Below are 15,378 nucleotides of genomic sequence, written 5' to 3' on the forward strand. Positions count from 1 at the left end.
ACTCATGCGGCTTTCTGCACCTCTGTTTTTGCTGGCAATCAGTTTTCTATTGATCGGGGAAACCGCCAGCGCACAGGCCATCACGCTTGATCTTGGTGACGACGGTTCACTGGCCACCCGATCCATTCAGCTTTTGCTGCTGGTCACGGTCCTGAGTATCGTTCCCGGGATTGCCGTCACACTGACCTGTTTCCCCTTCATCGTGACCGTTCTCTCGATCCTGCGTCAGGCGATCGGTCTGCAACAGTCGCCGCCGAACATGCTGATGATCAGCTTGGCGATGTTTCTGACCTATTTCGTGATGGAACCGGTTTTCACAGAAAGCTGGACCATCGGAGTTCAGCCTTATGTGAACGGCGACATCCCTCTCGAGCAGGCATTCCAGCTTTCGATCGATCCCTTTCGCGGCTTTATGTCCAACCGCATTGATCCCGATACCTTCCAACAGCTTCAAGAGCTTCGCACGGATATCAGCGACGTGAACGGCGTCACCCGCGATGCACCGCTTTCCATTTTGGTTCCGTCCTTTCTGCTCTCCGAAGTCGAACGCGCCTTTCAGATCGGCTTTCTGATCTTCCTGCCGTTTCTCATTATCGACCTCGTCGTTTCGGCCATTCTGATGTCCATGGGGATGATGATGGTCCCGCCGGCCATTGTATCCCTGCCCTTCAAGCTCGCCTTTTTCGTCGTCTCCGATGGTTGGGCTTTGATCTCCAGTGCCCTCGTTCGTAGCTACTTCTGACAAGAAGACTTCCAAAGAGATCAATAAAAAACGCGCTCCATGACGGGGCGCGTTTTTAGTTTCTGACCTTGGCTGTGTGACAGCTTGTGAGGCTCTCGACTGCGGCACAGCTTTTCCGCTTCTGCCCCGGTGCGCGTTACCGCACCAGGAACTCTGCATGCAGGGCTCCGGCCGCCTTGATGCTTTTCAGAATATCGATCATGTCACGCGGCGACACGCCCAGCGCGTTCAGGCCTGCGATCACCTCAGACAGAGAGGTGCCCTCATTGATTTCCGCCAACCCGATGCCAGGCTCTTCTTGAATAGAGGCCTGCGTTCTGGGGACGACCACAGTACCACCGTCGGAGAAGGGATTGGGCTGCACCACAAGCGGTTCTTCCTGGATACGCAGGGTCAGGTTGCCCTGACTAACGGCCACACGGGAAATCCGCACATCTTCACCCATCACGATCGTGCCGGATCTCTGATCCACCACAACCCGCGCTTTTCGCTCCGGCTGCACCGAAATGTTTTCCACGCGTCCCAGAGCATGCGCGGGGGACAGTTCTTTGGTCGCCTTGATGTCCAAAACCACCGTACCTGCGTCGAGCATACGAGACACCACACGGCCAAAATCCTGATTGATCGCATCTTCGATCCGCTCTGCCGTCGTAAAGTCGGGATTTCGCAGCGCCAAGCGCACAGATTTGAGCTGCGTGAAATCAAAATCGATTTCACGCTCGACGCGTGCACCAGAAGGAATGACGCCAGACGTCGGCACGCCTTGCACCACAGAAGCACCAGCTCCCTCGGCAGAGGCACCACCGGCGATGACAGTGCCTTGGGCGACGGCATAAATCTGGCCATCCGGAGCATTGAGCGGCGTCATGATCAGCGTGCCCCCCAAAAGGCTCTTCGCATCCCCAATCGCCGAAACCGTGACATCAATTTTGCCCCCTGTCCGAGAAAACGGCGGCAGGGTCGCGGTGACAAAGACGGCAGCGACGTTTTTGGGGCGAAACTGCTCTCCCGTCACATTCACGCCGAGGCGCTCCAAAATGCTGGACATGATTTCTTCGGTGAACGGCGCATTTCGAATGCCGTCGCCTGTTCCGTTCAAACCGACCACGAGACCATATCCGACCATGTCGTTGCCGCGCACCCCGTCGAATTCGACGAGATCCTTGATCCGAATGGGGTTGGCTGCGGCGGGAAGAGCCAGCAGGAGCGCAAAAAGAAGAGAGGAGAGCAATTTGAACATCAGATGTAATCCGCAAGGCTGAGTTGGGACATACGCGCGGTCAGCGTGTAGATGAGTTGGAGTTGGGTTTCGGTCTGCGTGAGCATGGAGGCAGCCTCATAGGGGTCTGCCGAAATGATTGCCGACTTCGCCGTTTCATAGGAATAGGTCATGGCCTTGTTGGACAGGTTGGCCTCTTCGATACGCGCTTCAATCGAGCCGACCTGCGCCTGAAGATCGGCCAAACCGGCTTGCGCGCCCATGAGGGTTTCACCAGCACTGCGCAACAGAGATGCTTGCGTCCCGACCTCACCGTCAAAAACACCCTCATCGACAAGAGAGGCCAAAGCCAAGCCCTTGAGCGTTTCGCGGATGGACATGTCTTCGGCGGTGATATCCAGTTTTACCTTTTCGTTCTCGCCAAGCGAAAATGGCGACAAAGAACTCGCAGAGCCTTGATAGGCCGTAGTCTCATAGCCACCGCCACTGGACATGAACCAGTCGTCGACAATGGTTTCCACATCCGCGGCCGTCAAGGCGCCGGCAACCGCCGTCATCAGCTCACTCATCATATCATCAGCAGTGATGAGCGCCGTCTTCCCCGTTGCTGCCCCACTCAAAAGCGACCGATCTCCGATCCGGGCATTCAAAGTCGATACGACCGCGTCAAACCGGGTTCGCGCATCTTTTGCAGCGACTGAAACACTGGTTGCATCAGCGTTTGTCGAGGCCGTCAGCAGGCTGGAAGAGAGGTCTTCAACATGCGAAGAAATCGACCCAAAACTGGATTGAAGTGCGGTCGCGAACAGGTCCGCCTCCTGGATCGCAATGTCATAGGAGCCCAAAGTGCGGAGCGAGCGTTCTATAGACGCCAAGGGCGAAAAATCACCGGAGACTGCCGCAGACAGGTCTTGCTTTTCACCGCTCGCAACCTCGTAATTATACCGGTCGAGATCTTGTTTGGCCTGCGTGGTGAAGCGCATATTTCGAAGTGTCGACGCCATATCACCGAAAGAAATCGTGCTCATCGTCAAATCCCCATCAACTGATCCATGAGCGCCTCAATCGTCGAGATCACCTTGGCATTCGCGGCATAGGTTTGTTCGATCACGAGGAGCCGCTGCATCTCCTGATCTGTGTCCACGCCATTTTCCATTTCAATAGCTTCAAGCGAGTCGCGGCGGGCTGAGGCATAGGTCAAATCCGCCGCCGCGTTGAGTTGGTTGGTTTCCGCGAGCGAATACATATCCGCCGCAAATCCCAGCGCCGAACGCTCAATACCGGTCAAGCCACCCGAAGACGCGACACGGGATTTTTGCAGCGCATTGGCCAGAGAATTCAGGATGGATGCATCCCCCTGATCGCCCTCTGCCACGGCACCAATCCCGTCACGAAGCTTCCACAGATCGCCACCCTGATCCGGGTCGACCAAAGCATTCACGGTAATGCGCCCAGCCAAGCCCTCCTCGTTCAAAACATCAAAGGCCACACCACCATCGGTAAAGAGGCCCGCATCGCCGATCGCCAGAGTGGAATCCGCATCAGGGGTTTGGAACCGTTCGATCAGATCACGCGCGAGAGCGTCCAGCTCTGTTTGGGCCTGAGGCGCCAGAACATCACGAACTTCGAACAAGCCTGCGAGCTTACCACCCGCAATGGGGCCTTTTTCCGTATTCGTCGGCATGTCGAGACCGTTGATCGTCAGGCCCGACAAGGCACCGCTGGAAACGGTCATGTCAGGCGTGATGATCGGCGTCTGTGTGAATCCAAGTGTTGCCGCTTTGGAATCGACGAGAAAGGCGCCGCCGTTGGTGTAAAGCGAAATCATCCCGTTGTCTTTTTCGACTTCATTCACGGGAATGAATTCAGAGATTTGATCCACCAAGGTTTGACGTTGATCCATGAGACCATTGGCATCGTAGCCCTGAGTGACCTGTTTCTGGATCGCGACATTGAGATCGACAACCTGTTGCAGCGCGGAATTCAGGAAATCGACGGTCTTTGCGATTTCCTTATCCGCAGCCATACGGGTGTCCATGATGCTGTCGGAGGCATCGTTGATTTGCGCTGCCAAATCGCTGGCCGCGTCCAGAACAGTCGCCAGCCGAGCCTCGGAATCCGGGCGGCTGGCGGCTTCGATCAAAGCCGTTTCAAGGCCGGTGATCCGGCCGGAGATGGAGTCCTTTTCATCGGCCTGGCCCATAGCTGCGGCGTAGGAGTCGTAGAACTCCGCCCGGGTATTTTCGAGTGCCGCTTCTGCACCCGCATACCGACGCTCTCCCGTGACGACAGGATCATGATAGCGGGTGACCCCGACGACTGAAACGCCGGAGCCATATCTGCCCAATTGCTGGGACGTTAACTCGATTTCCCGCTTGCCGTAGCCTTCCGTCATGGCGTTGGCGACGTTGGAGGACACGACATCCGCCGCGCGCGACACAGCATTCAAGCCACTCAAGGCATTTGAAAGGGCCGAAGAGATACTCATGTCTAACCTCCTATTCTGTCACCAAAGCCTTATCGTTTGATATTCGTCGTCTCCTGCAGCATCTCATCGACCGTCTGGATCACCTTCGCATTCGACGAATAGGCACGTTGGGTTTGGATCAGATCCGTCAGTTCGGCCGCCACATCCGTGGCAGAGCCTTCACGCGCAAAGCCTTCGATCGTTCCGGTCGGACCGTCCCCCGCATCCCACAGGAAGAAGGAGCCCGAATCCGGCGACACTTGATAGGTTTGGTTGCCCAGAGAGGTCAGGCCATTGGGATTCGGAACGTCCACCAGCGGGATTTGATAGATCACGCGGGTAAAGCCGGTATCGTAGGTTGCCGTGATATAGCCACCATCGTCGATCTCTACCGACGTCAGGTTACCAACGGGCGAACCGTCTTTGGTGATCGAGGTGGGCGCAAACCCATCAGACAGCTGGGTGAGACCATTGGTGTCGCCCGGTTTCCCGATGGTCATTTCAATCGGGCCACCCGCGACGGTCAGAGCCAGAGTGCCCGCCCCAGAATCATAGGTAGCACTCACGGGGTTGTTGACGGTCGGCGTCACGGTCGAAAGCGTACCGCCAGCGCCGCGCGTATCATCGAACACGAGATCATATTCGCCGATAATCGCGCCACCGGATGCGGAATCGGTGATCGTCATGGTCCAGCTGTTGGGCGTGACAAGATCAGGGGTAAAAGTGATGTCCAGCGCCTCGGAGGTGCCGAGGTTGCCGAAATATTCAACAGAAGCCGGCAATGCGGTGGTCGCCCCCTCTGCGGGCAGGTTTACACCAAGGTTGATCTTGGTGGTCGGGTCACCGGCCGTCTGGTTGGAATTGATGACCACGGGTTCGAGCCCGGTCATCGTATCGCGCGCGTAGGTGGCGATGGACCCATCTGCTTCGGCGGGCCAGCCCAGCAGAACAAGGCCAGAAGAGGTCTTCAAAATGCCGTCCGCGTCCGTGTGGAACGATCCGGTGGTGGTCATCATCAGGGGTTGATCCCCCATATTGCCATCCAGCGACACTTCGGTGGTCACCGGAAGGAACCCCCCATCCGCCACGGCAATATCGGTCGCGTTCGATGTCGAAATCAGCGGGCCCTGCTCATCGATCATCCGAGTCGTACTCGCGCGCACGCCGCCTGCGGTATAGGTGCCAGTGTTTGCAGAGTTCGAGATCACGAAGGATTCGAAATCCGTAGAGGCACGTTTGTAGCCGTATGTCCCGGAGTTGGCGATGTTATCGGAAATCGTAGCAAGCCGCGTGGCGTTTGCAGCAAGGCCGGCAACACCGGCATTGAGAGAGGAAGAAATCGACATAGGGGTAGCGCCTTTCTGCTGCTGAGACCCAAAAACTGATCTCAGCATGCACAATGAGGCTTAACGGCTCCCTAACGCTTAAAATGCGATCTATTTCTTTATCTGTTTTCTCAGCAAGACGATCTCTACCCGGTTGTTGCGCGCCGCCATCGGATTACCAACGGCAGGTTTGCGATCCGCATAGCCCGTCACCCGCTGAATCCGTGCGGTCGGCGTCCCGTTCCGCTCCAACAAGAGGCGCACCTGATCGGCCCGTTTGGTCGACAGATCCCAGACCGGATTGTCCGCAACAACAAGAGGTTGGGAGCGAACATAGCCCGTCACCGCGATGTCATTGCGGACGATTTTGAAGACCTCGGAGAGCATCTCGACCAAGAGCGTCATCACATCGGAGGGCTCTGAGGATTTCGCGGAAAACAGCGGCTCATCTTCCAGATCGTGCAGCTCGATGATCAAACCTTCATCCGTCACACGGGTCACGATATGACGCATCGCCTCATCTGCGGCCATGCTTTCGCCACTGAATGCCGTCAAAAGCTCCTGCACCTCTGCAAAAGCCTTTGCCTCAAGAGCCTCTGCGGTGTCCTCATCTTCCGTATTTTCGGATTTCGCCGCACCGCTGTCGCTGGCACTGTGCGTGTTCGACGCCCCTGTCCCGTTCTGTGACAGAGTTTCCTCGGTAAACACGGAATCCCCACCGAAAGACCCGTCTCCACCGCCAGAAATGCGGTTCACAGGGATGGTCGGATTGAAATAATCCGCAAGCCCTTTGCGCTGTTTTTCCGTCGTCGCATTCAACAACCACATCAAGAGAAAGAAGGCCATCATCGCGGTCACGAAGTCGGCATAGGCCACTTTCCAGGCGCCGCCATGATGGCCGCCACCTGCAATGACTTTCTTTTTCTTGATGATAATCGGAGCGTTGCCTTTGCCGCTCATACCACCACCTCATTATTCACCCGAAATCAGAGATAGCAGTCAGGGATAAACACCAGCTTAACTTCTAAAATTGAAAAGATATTTCCGCCAAGCGGGAACAACCGCAAACGTATCCTCATAGCCAGACTCTGAGCGCCAAATACCACATTGGGCAACAATGCGACCTTTACGGAAATATCGCGGTGCAGATGAGAGGAGAATTCACGAACCGAAACTGGCCTCAAATCGCGATCCGCACAGTAGGCCAATTAAAAATGGTGCCGGTGATAGGACTCGAACCTACGACCCCATCATTACGAATGACGTGCTCTACCAGCTGAGCTACACCGGCACCTTTGCCGAAAGCGCGCTTTCGGCGTGAACGGGTCTTTATCACCCTCTTTCAGAGGTGTGTAGCCCTAATTTGCACCCTTTTCCGTTTCCTTTTCATCCGCAGGGGTCACATCGACCATTGTGGCGGATTCTTCCAGCTCATCCTCATCGGAATCGTCGGGCTCAACCACGGGTTCCGGCATGGCGCCGACGATCATCGGCAACATTTCCGTGCCTGCGGGCATGGCCACCTCGGAGTGAGTCGGTTTACGCCAGCTCAGCGTGTCAAAGCCACCGCATTGATCGCAGACAGGTGCCCATTCCGCATGGATCGTCTGGCAATTGTCACAAACCCACTGCGGACCACGCGGCGCCGTCAGCGCGCGTGTCAGCCAACCTCGCACCACGACATCCTCGGCGCCTTCGCCACGCTCAATCGCAGCCAGAATGGTGAGACTGCGCGCCGTCGGATTCATCTCCGCCAGATCGCCCAGCGCCCGACGTGCGGCAGGGAAATCTTCGGCGGCAATATAAAGCTCGGCAGCGAGCATTTGGCTTTCCGGGTTCTCGGGGTGCACCTTGGTCAAAGCGGCAAAGCGTTTGATGCGTTGCTCCGGCGTCTCATTCGGTTCAATCCGGGCGAAAGCGGCCGCAAGGTCCGGGTGGGGCTGAGCCTCCCAAGCCTTTTTGATCACGCGCGCGGCCTGACGTTGTTTGCCTTCCGCGACATATTCGTCGGAGGCCATCACTGCCGCCGGGATCAAATCCGGGGACTTTTTGTTGGCTTCAATCGCCGCCTCTCGGGACTCGATGCTGGCGCCTTTCTCGAACACGCCCTTCGCCTGCGACAGCGCAAGCACAGCGTCGCGGCGTTTGTGCACATCGCGCGGAATTGCGCCGTGTTTCAGCTTGGCCGAGAGCGTAGAGCGCGCGGCAGACCAATCACCTTTTTCGGCCTGTAGCCTGAGGAGAATGTCCTGCGTCTCGACATGTTTCGGCTTCAGAGCAAAGGCTTTCTCCGCCAATTTGAGCGCCGTATCCGTGTCACCCTCTTCGAGCTTTTGCTTCATGATGCCCTGAACGCCCACAAACCGGGTGCGTTCGTCGGTCACCAACTGTTTGAAGGCCCGTTCAGCCGTCAGTTTATCGCCATTCATGACCGCGGCCTGAGCTTTCAAAAGGTTCGTCAGCTCGGGTTTCTGAAGATATTTCTCCGCCTTAGACGCTTTGGCCAGCGCAAGACGACCGTCGCCAGAGGCCAGCGCCATCATGCCGTCCGTCACCGCTTCGATCCCCTTTTTCTCACGATTGCGGTCGAAATAGCGGGAGATTGCGGTTTCATCGCCCAGCAGGAACCGCGCGACGGCAACCAAAAGGCCAAGCAGTTTCAGTGCCACATAAATCGCGACGATCAGCGCGATCAGAGCCAGTACCGCCTTGAGCGGGGTTAGGGTGATTTCGTAGCTGCCAAAAGCGATCTGCGCGCCGCCTTCGGTTTCCATCAAAACCGTGCCGCCATAGGCCAGCGCCGCGACGAGAATGACGAAAACAACAATTTTCACGAGGGACCAGAGCATATTTTTCGCCTTTCTTACTGACCGAGAAATTCATCAAGGGCCGTCATCACATCCACCCGTTTTTGAGCGTTTGCAATCCACCCCTGCATCTCGGCTTTGCCTTCCTCGGGCAGCGCCCCGAGCGTGGTGATCGCCTTGGCAAAGAGGCCATCGCGCACGTCTTGCTCGGCGCGCGACAGGATCGCATCCGCGTCGTCGCCCTCTTTCGGTTTGGTGGACCGCAATCCGATTTGAGTTTGCAGCGCAGTTTGGAACCAGCTTTGTTCCCCCGCGTCATAGGCCGCCCGCGAAGAGACCACCAAAGCGTCACGCGCCGCCTCGGAATAACCCTCCTGAAGAGATGTCACGCTTGGGATGCCCTCCGCTGCCGCCTGTTGCAAAACCTCGGGAACATCGGTGTTCATCTCGGCCAGCACCTGATCAAAGGGCTCGCCCGCGTCAACCAACGTTTGAAGCCGGGCCTTTGCGGTGGAAATCCGCGCAGCGGTTTCTTCGGCGATGGATTGCTCTTTCGCCTCTTCCAATCGGGCGATCTCGCTATTGAGCAGATCTTGCATTTGCGCCAACTGCCGCTCGTAGGCTGCGGTGGCTTCGGGAGAAACGATCGCCTCAGCCACGGGGCGGGCCTCGATTTGGGTCATCCGCTCTTCGAATGTCGCAAGTTGCCCTGCGAGCGTGTCGTATTGAGCACTGTTGTCTTGTGCCGCGATTTCGGTTTCCAGATCGGCCAGCGCGGCTTGCTGCGCCTCTGCGCGTTGCGTCGCCACCGTCTCCAGGGCTTGGATTTGCCCTTCGAGAGCTGTGATCTGTTGTGTCAGCTCTTCGGTATTTGCGCCGGGAAAAGGCCAGCCCTCCGGCTTGAGAAACTGCGCGCCGGCATAGCCAAGTGCGGCGCAGACAACCCCGCCCAAGACCATAGGCACAAAGCCTCCGCGCTTCACGACCTTGGTGACAGGGGCAGGGGGTGTGACCTCGGGGGTTTCCTCCGGCTTGTCTTCTGAGACCTCGCCAACAGTGTAAATCTCTGCCGCTTCAGCCTCCTCACTGGGCTCCTGCGGCATATCCTCCACCTCCTCGGTGGTCTCGGTTTCCTCGATGATGGCGTCTTCTGCTTTTTCGTCGGGCGTATTCTCCGCAACGTCGGTCGTCACAGCATCCTGATCCTGCGGGAGTTCCGTTTTGTCACTCACAGTTTCCTGCTGGGTTTTCTTATCACCTGACACGTGATCCACCTTTCGAATCCAGAACCTATTCTTCCATTTATCATCAGAGCCTAGACCCTGTGATCGCCCCTCTCAAGCGGTGATCCCCTCAGCTGCGACGCAATGGCTTGCTGCATGGCTTCCCCATCGGGATGATCCACGCAGTGGCTTATCATGGGATTTGGACCATCCCATGCATCGAGACAGGCCTGGGACAGGCCGATCAGGGTCAAATCGCCTTTGAAATCCTCAAGCAGCTTTGCGGTGAGCGACGCCGATCTGGGCGAATACAGAGGCACGATGAGGGACACCTCCGCCAAAATCGCGTGCCGCTCCGGCGCACTCCATTGTCGTGGGTTTTGCTCATATACAATACAGGATTTTGTCTCTAATCCAGCCAAACTCAGCCGTTTTGCAATCTCACCGCGCGTATGGCGCCCATGCAAATGCATTGCATGACCAGCGCCATGAGCCGACAGGTTTGCGACCAGTTCATCTGCGTTGGAAAAGACGTCTCGAACGTCGTGCCCCTGCGCCATCGCCGCCTCTCGCGTGGCTTTTCCCACGCAATAGGTCGGCACACCTCGAAAGGGGGCCGCGGCTGACACAGCGTGGCGAGATGTGAGCACAAGATGATCAAAATTCCGATCCACACATTCGAAAGGCAGCGCGACGATCTCCATAACGGGCGCGAGAATGCAGCGCACATCAGGGCCCAAAGCCTCAAGTGCCAGCGCGAGGCGTTTCGCATCCTCTTTCGGGCGTGTGATCAGAACGGGTGAGGTCAAAATCGGTCTCGGGATTGTCTGGCTCCTCCCACGGTGATACCTCCCAAACATGGGTTGAACAACATGTGCCGCCATGTTCTGCGCGGTTCGCCGCGCGCAAGTTCTGCAATAACCATGGGGAGAGACAGGTCGTGAGTGAGATTTCGGTCCTTGGCGCCGGTGCATTTGGAACCGCTCTGGCCATCTCTCTGGCCCGAACCGGGCGTGATATTCACCTTTGGGCACGCTCTGAAAGCGCCGCATCAGAGATGCAAAAGCGCCGCGAAAACACAGGGCGACTGACGGGAAAACCATTTCCCGAAAGCCTGCACGTCACCTCCGTTCTCCCCCAAGCCACCAAGGCCCCGATCCTTTTGCTCGCCGTTCCCATGCAACAGCTTGCGGGCTTTGCAGAGGAAAATAAGACCCTATTCCAGCACAAAACGCTTGTTGCCTGCTGCAAAGGTGTCGATCTTTCCTCGGATCGCGGACCTCTCGCCGTGCTTGAAGACACCGTACCCAGCGCGACAGTCGCCATTCTGTCCGGGCCATCATTCGCCGTAGATATCGCCGACGGCTTGCCCACCGCTTTGACGCTGGCCGCGCGCGACAACACGCAGGTCAAAGAGCTGCAATCGCGCCTGAGCACCGACAATATTCGTCTCTATTCCAGCCTTGATCCTTTGGGGGTCGAATTTGGTGGCGCGCTCAAGAATGTCATCGCCATCGCCTGTGGCCTCGCCATCGGCGCCGGGTTTGGCGAAAGCGCGCGCGCTGCCTTGATGACCCGCGGCTTCGCCGAGATGCAGAGGTTGGCGTTCAAACTTGGCGCCGACCCCACGACGCTTTCAGGCCTTTCGGGCTTTGGCGATCTGGTTCTGACCTGCACCTCCGAGAAATCCCGCAACTATTCGCATGGAATGAAACTCGGGCAGGGGGCGCAGATCGATCCATCCGTCACCGTCGAAGGCGTTGCCACCGCAAAAGCCGTTGTGCATTTGTCGCAAACGCTCGGTGTTGATATGCCGATTACAAGCGCGGTCACGCAGATTATAAACGGAACCGTGTCCATATCCGAAGCGGTAGAGATCTTGCTCTCCCGCCCATTGAAAAGGGAATAACCTATGAAATTCGCAGTCATCTGTACCGACAAACCCGGCGCTCTCCAAATTCGCCTCGATACGCGGCCGGACCATGTCGAATACCTCAAGAGCTGTGGCGTGGTCGAGCAAGCTGGTCCGTTCCTCAATGACGCAGGCGAAATGTCTGGCTCTTTGGTCATCATTGAGGTCGAAGATATGGCCGCCGCACAGGATTGGGCTGCAAATGACCCTTACGCGAAGGCCGGGCTCTTTGCAGATGTCCGTATCGAGGCCTGGAATCGGGTGATTGGCGGATGAGCTACTGGCTTTTCAAATCCGAAGCTGAAGTGTGGTCCTGGGATCAACAGGTCGCAAAAGGTGACGTTGGCGAGGAATGGGACGGCGTGCGCAACTATCAGGCCCGCAACAACATGCGGGCGATGAAGCTGGGCGAGCGTGGTTTTTTCTACCATTCGCGCAAGGAAACCGAGATCGTTGGCATCGTCGAGATCTGTGCCGAGGCGCATCCCGACAGCAAGGCCGATGATCCGCGTTGGGAATGCGTGGACATCAAGGCGGTGCGCCCGTTCACGAAACCGGTGACGCTTGCCATGTGCAAAGAAGACCCGCGTCTCAAAGATATGATCCTGGTGAACAACAGTCGCCTGTCGGTTCAGCCCGTCACAGACGAGGAATGGAAAATCATCTGCGAACTCGGCGACACCGATCCGTCCTGATTTTCGAGTCTTGAAAATAAAAGGAGGGTTCCGACCCCCCGGAACCCTCCACCACCCCACGTGCTCCCTAGCACCACACGTGTTCGAATTTAAAAGGGTCCAGGCCATCCTAGCCGGTAAATTCAACCTAGGGGTTTTCTCGATTCCCTGCAAATCCGAAGTAATTCGGGTTGGAAGTGTTTTTGAAACCTCCGCTTAACACATGGCAGCTGACATAGAAAAAGCCGCCCCGATTTGCGAGGCGGCTTGGCGTTTCAAGACGTTCTCAGAACATCTTAGCTGTAGACAGCCTCTTTGCCGAAGTGCTTGACCAGCAGGTAGTAGAACACGGCGCGGTATTTGTTGCGTTCGGACTGGCCATAGGTGTCGATCGCGGATTTGATCGCATCCATCAACTCAGGGCCATCGGCGAGACCGAGTTTCTTGATGAGGAAGTTGGTCTTGACGGTTTCAAGCTCGCTCTCTTGAGAGGCGGCCACCGTGGAGGCATCGTCGTTGTAGATCGCCGGACCGCAACCGATGGTCACTTTGGTCAACAAATCCATATCCGGCTCCATGCCGCATTTGGTTTTCAGATCCTCGGCATATTTAGCGATAAGCTCGTCACGTTTTCCCATTCGCAGTCTCCAACCTTGTCCTTTAACAACATCATAATTTGGCCCAATTCCGGCCTGAGGGAACGGTAGTGGCATATCCGGAGTGAAGAAAGGACAAATTTGACCCAATTCTCACCGCAACCAAAGCGTTTTGTATTTCTCTGATCAGAACGCTTTAACGACAGGCGCCCCAGCCGCGAGACTGCAGGTGGAAATGATCCGCGTGAAGGCTGTTGTACTCCGGCGACAGCGTTGTCGCGAACCATGTGCAGGCACTCTCCCGCGCCGCGCGTAGAAAGGCCGCTTTCTGCGCATCCCCGTCCCAATCGGAAATCAAGCGCATTCGCGTTCCGTCCGAGAGATCAAACCCCGTGATGTCGATGGCCTCGCCTGTCGCATGCGTGCTCAGGCGTGAGGACGTGCCGTTAGGCGTTCGGATCGGGCGGCAATTATAGCTGCCAATCTGGCGCAGAACGCTGATGGACGCGCCAAAGATTTCTTCGGCAGCGGGTTGCAAACCATGGCGTTCCCACATCGCAGTGCGCAGCGCAATGGCGCAGCTGGTTTGCAGCGGGTCGATCCGGCTTTCACCGACAGTGGACAACGTTACACGATCCTCGATCCCGCACCCGCCTGCGGCCTCAAGGGGCGCCATCGCCACGACACTTGCCGCGCCGTCCAGCGCGGCAAGGCAGCTGTCCAACGAACTTTCAGCACGGGCAAGTTTCATTTTCGTGAACGGCGTCACATCGTCTTGCACATGCAGCGGCACAAGTGGATTCCAACCGCGCGGCAAAGGCGAGTTTGGTTGGGTCAGAACATACCAGCCGATATAGGCAATGCCGCCCAATAGCAGAAAAACAAGCGCCACCCACAGTCCTGCGGGTGGCGTCTCATATGGTTTCTTGGAGCGCATCTCGGGCCAGCGCCCTTAATAGCGGTAATGCTCCGGTTTGAACGGGCCTTCGACCGCCACACCGATGTAATCGGCCTGTTCCTTGCTCAGCGTCGTCAGCTTGACGCCAATACGACCCAGATGCAGACGCGCCACTTTTTCGTCGAGGTGCTTCGGCAGGATGTAGACGTCGTTCTGGTAGTTTTCGCCATTGGTCCAAAGTTCCATTTGAGCCAAAACCTGATTGGTGAACGACGCAGACATCACGAAAGACGGGTGACCCGTCGCGTTGCCAAGGTTCAACAAACGCCCCTCGGACAAGAGGATGATCCGGCTGCCAGACGGCATTTCGATCATATCCACCTGATCCTTGATGTTGGTCCATTTGTGGTTCTTGAGCGCCGCGACCTGAATTTCATTGTCGAAGTGGCCAATGTTGCCGACGATGGCCATATCCTTCATCGCACGCATGTGCTCGATGCGGATCACGTCCTTGTTGCCGGTCGTGGTGATGAAAATATCCGCGTCACCCGCGACCTCTTCGAGAAGCACAACTTCGAAGCCATCCATCGCGGCCTGAAGCGCACAGATCGGGTCGGCTTCGGTCACTTTCACACGCGCGCCAGCACCCCGCAGGGAGGCCGCCGAGCCTTTGCCCACATCGCCATACCCACAGACGACAGCCACTTTACCGGCCATCATCACGTCGGTCGCACGGCGGATGCCGTCGACGAGCGATTCTTTACAGCCGTATTTGTTGTCGAATTTCGACTTGGTCACCGAGTCGTTCACGTTGATCGCGGGGAAGGGGAGCTGGCCCTTTTTCACCAGATCGTAGAGGCGATGCACGCCGGTGGTGGTTTCCTCGGACACGCCTTTGATCTGGTCGCGCATCTTGGTGAACCAACCGGGGGTTTCCGCCATGCGTTTCTTGATCTGCGCCTTGATCACCACCTCTTCGTCAGAAGTCGGCACGGCGATCACATCCTCGCCGGCTTCGGCACGCGCGCCGAGCAGGATATAGAGCGTCGCATCGCCACCGTCATCGAGGATCATGTTCGGGCCGTCGGCGAACTGGAAGGATTTGTCGAGATAATCCCAATGTTCTTCAAGGCTTTGGCCTTTCACGGCAAAGACTGGAATGCCCGCCGCCGCAATCGCCGCCGCCGCGTGATCCTGGGTCGAGAAGATATTGCACGAGGCCCAGCGCACATCGGCGCCCAGATCGACCAGCGTCTCGATCAGAACAGCGGTCTGGATCGTCATGTGCAAAGAGCCGACGATGCGCGCGCCTTTAAGCGGTTTGCCGGCGCCATATTCTTCGCGGAGCGCCATGAGCCCCGGCATTTCCGTTTCCGCGATATCAAGCTCCTTGCGCCCAAAATCCGCGAGAGAGATGTCTTTGACGATATAGTCGGTGGCCATGGATCGTGGCTCCTGCATAACATGGTTAACTTGGGCGCTGGTTATCAGCTTGACACCGTCCTTACAACGCAG

General features: G+C 57.0%; 15 protein-coding genes and 1 tRNA gene. 4 read left to right on the forward strand and 12 right to left on the reverse strand.

The window, feature by feature from the left end; translation table 11 throughout:
* The first annotated feature begins 4 nt into the window (after positions 1-4).
* On the forward strand, positions 5-742 hold the full coding sequence (gene fliP, locus LC094_RS08010) for a flagellar type III secretion system pore protein FliP (protein ID WP_226551583.1): 738 nt from the start codon (positions 5-7) through the stop codon (positions 740-742).
* A 136-nt stretch (positions 743-878) separates the two neighbouring features.
* On the opposite strand, the gene LC094_RS08015 is transcribed toward fliP, so the two are convergent.
* From LC094_RS08015 to LC094_RS08055, 9 genes are all read right to left on the reverse strand, one after another.
* On the reverse strand, positions 879-1,982 hold the full coding sequence (locus tag LC094_RS08015) for a flagellar basal body P-ring protein FlgI (protein ID WP_226551590.1): 1,104 nt from the start codon (positions 1,980-1,982) through the stop codon (positions 879-881).
* Positions 1,982-2,989 carry a flagellin gene (locus LC094_RS08020; RefSeq protein WP_226551592.1) on the reverse strand — a complete coding sequence of 336 codons (1,008 nt, stop codon included), beginning with the start codon at positions 2,987-2,989 and terminating at the stop codon, positions 1,982-1,984. Before LC094_RS08020 ends, LC094_RS08015 begins: the two co-directional genes overlap by 1 nt.
* Before the next feature lie 2 nt (positions 2,990-2,991).
* Complete coding sequence (gene flgK, locus LC094_RS08025) at positions 2,992-4,449, reverse strand: flagellar hook-associated protein FlgK (RefSeq protein ID WP_226551594.1); 1,458 nt, start codon at positions 4,447-4,449, stop codon at positions 2,992-2,994.
* Between the two features lie 29 nt (positions 4,450-4,478).
* On the reverse strand, positions 4,479-5,774 hold the full coding sequence (locus LC094_RS08030; protein WP_226551596.1) for a flagellar hook protein FlgE: 1,296 nt from the start codon (positions 5,772-5,774) through the stop codon (positions 4,479-4,481).
* Positions 5,775-5,864: 90 nt separating this feature from the next.
* Positions 5,865-6,713 (reverse strand): OmpA/MotB family protein, encoded by an 849-nt coding sequence (locus LC094_RS08035; protein WP_226551598.1) that lies wholly within the window; start codon positions 6,711-6,713, stop codon positions 5,865-5,867.
* A gap of 255 nt (positions 6,714-6,968) precedes the next feature.
* Positions 6,969-7,044, reverse strand: a tRNA-Thr gene (locus LC094_RS08040).
* A gap of 67 nt (positions 7,045-7,111) precedes the next feature.
* Complete coding sequence (locus tag LC094_RS08045; RefSeq protein WP_226551600.1) at positions 7,112-8,602, reverse strand: heme biosynthesis protein HemY; 1,491 nt, start codon at positions 8,600-8,602, stop codon at positions 7,112-7,114.
* A 14-nt stretch (positions 8,603-8,616) separates the two neighbouring features.
* Positions 8,617-9,792: a hypothetical protein gene (locus LC094_RS08050; protein WP_226551602.1), complete on the reverse strand. Its 1,176-nt coding sequence runs from the start codon at positions 9,790-9,792 to the stop codon at positions 8,617-8,619.
* 83 nt (positions 9,793-9,875) lie between these two features.
* A complete protein-coding gene (locus LC094_RS08055; RefSeq protein WP_319003282.1) occupies positions 9,876-10,835 on the reverse strand; it encodes a uroporphyrinogen-III synthase in 960 nt (319 codons plus the stop codon).
* On the opposite strand from LC094_RS08055, the gene LC094_RS08060 reads away from it, so the two are divergent.
* From LC094_RS08060 to LC094_RS08070, 3 genes are read left to right on the forward strand one after another with little or no spacing between them, the layout of a single operon-like run.
* Complete coding sequence (locus LC094_RS08060; RefSeq protein WP_226551604.1) at positions 10,724-11,692, forward strand: NAD(P)H-dependent glycerol-3-phosphate dehydrogenase; 969 nt, start codon at positions 10,724-10,726, stop codon at positions 11,690-11,692. The two genes, LC094_RS08055 and LC094_RS08060, sit on opposite strands and share 112 nt — an antisense overlap.
* A 3-nt stretch (positions 11,693-11,695) precedes the next feature.
* A complete protein-coding gene (locus tag LC094_RS08065; protein ID WP_226551606.1) occupies positions 11,696-11,971 on the forward strand; it encodes a YciI family protein in 276 nt (91 codons plus the stop codon).
* A complete protein-coding gene (locus LC094_RS08070; protein ID WP_226551608.1) occupies positions 11,968-12,390 on the forward strand; it encodes an EVE domain-containing protein in 423 nt (140 codons plus the stop codon). The genes LC094_RS08065 and LC094_RS08070 overlap by 4 nt, the downstream gene beginning before the upstream one ends.
* Positions 12,391-12,665: 275 nt before the next feature.
* On the opposite strand, the gene LC094_RS08075 is transcribed toward LC094_RS08070, so the two are convergent.
* From LC094_RS08075 to ahcY, 3 genes are all read right to left on the reverse strand, one after another.
* Complete coding sequence (locus tag LC094_RS08075; protein WP_226551609.1) at positions 12,666-13,007, reverse strand: DUF2853 family protein; 342 nt, start codon at positions 13,005-13,007, stop codon at positions 12,666-12,668.
* Positions 13,008-13,161: 154 nt separating this feature from the next.
* Entirely contained in the window at positions 13,162-13,857 is a 696-nt protein-coding gene (locus LC094_RS08080) for an extensin-like domain-containing protein (protein ID WP_226551618.1), read from the reverse strand.
* A 60-nt stretch (positions 13,858-13,917) separates the two neighbouring features.
* Positions 13,918-15,306, reverse strand: coding sequence for an adenosylhomocysteinase (gene ahcY / locus LC094_RS08085; protein WP_226551620.1), 1,389 nt, complete (start codon positions 15,304-15,306; stop codon positions 13,918-13,920).
* Positions 15,307-15,378 lie beyond the last annotated feature (72 nt).

The sequence above is a fragment of the Celeribacter naphthalenivorans genome (genome assembly GCF_020524585.1).
GTDB classification, from domain to species: Bacteria; Pseudomonadota; Alphaproteobacteria; order Rhodobacterales; family Rhodobacteraceae; genus Celeribacter; species Celeribacter naphthalenivorans.

Coding starts and splice junctions, on each gene's coding strand:
- fliP (WP_226551583.1), top strand. CDS start 5: ATGCGGCTTTCTGCACCTCTGTTTTTGCTGGCAATCAGTTTTCTATTG.
- LC094_RS08015 (WP_226551590.1), bottom strand. CDS start 1,982: ATGTTCAAATTGCTCTCCTCTCTTCTTTTTGCGCTCCTGCTGGCTCTT.
- LC094_RS08020 (WP_226551592.1), bottom strand. CDS start 2,989: ATGAGCACGATTTCTTTCGGTGATATGGCGTCGACACTTCGAAATATG.
- flgK (WP_226551594.1), bottom strand. CDS start 4,449: ATGAGTATCTCTTCGGCCCTTTCAAATGCCTTGAGTGGCTTGAATGCT.
- LC094_RS08030 (WP_226551596.1), bottom strand. CDS start 5,774: ATGTCGATTTCTTCCTCTCTCAATGCCGGTGTTGCCGGCCTTGCTGCA.
- LC094_RS08035 (WP_226551598.1), bottom strand. CDS start 6,713: ATGAGCGGCAAAGGCAACGCTCCGATTATCATCAAGAAAAAGAAAGTC.
- LC094_RS08045 (WP_226551600.1), bottom strand. CDS start 8,602: ATGCTCTGGTCCCTCGTGAAAATTGTTGTTTTCGTCATTCTCGTCGCG.
- LC094_RS08055 (WP_319003282.1), bottom strand. CDS start 10,835: ATGCGGCGCTTTCAGAGCGTGCCCAAAGGTGAATATCACGCCCGGTTC.
- LC094_RS08065 (WP_226551606.1), top strand. CDS start 11,696: ATGAAATTCGCAGTCATCTGTACCGACAAACCCGGCGCTCTCCAAATT.
- LC094_RS08070 (WP_226551608.1), top strand. CDS start 11,968: ATGAGCTACTGGCTTTTCAAATCCGAAGCTGAAGTGTGGTCCTGGGAT.
- LC094_RS08075 (WP_226551609.1), bottom strand. CDS start 13,007: ATGGGAAAACGTGACGAGCTTATCGCTAAATATGCCGAGGATCTGAAA.
- ahcY (WP_226551620.1), bottom strand. CDS start 15,306: ATGGCCACCGACTATATCGTCAAAGACATCTCTCTCGCGGATTTTGGG.